Genomic DNA, 251 nt, shown 5'->3' with positions numbered 1-251 from the left:
AAAACAGGCAAGCCGCAGATTAAAACGGCTTGCCTGTAGAATGACGATGCTGACGATGATGACGATGTTTTTGATATACCCCTTTACCCTATCCCACGAACACCGTCACCATCGTCATCACCGTCACGCTTATAGTGAAATGACGCTTGCAGTTTACTACTGCTCGAAACAAAAACAATGATACTACGAGAAACATAAAATCAGAATGACGCAGATGACGCTAATGACGCTGAATCTGGGATATGGTATAG

Annotated in this window: 1 protein-coding gene; it reads left to right on the top strand. The window is 43.4% G+C overall.

Features of this window, described 5'->3' with window-relative positions; translation table 11 throughout:
• Positions 1 to 181 (top strand): hypothetical protein (locus NE623_RS14585; protein ID WP_256273562.1); only part of this gene is annotated, 181 nt, incomplete at its 5' end.
• Between the last annotated feature and the right edge of the window lie 70 nt (positions 182 to 251).

Source organism: Gemmiger formicilis (genome assembly GCF_024462815.1).
Lineage (GTDB): Bacteria > Bacillota > Clostridia > Oscillospirales > Ruminococcaceae > Gemmiger.
The sequence above is the reverse complement of the archived record's forward strand: the minus strand, read 5'-3'. Positions and strand labels throughout refer to the sequence as shown.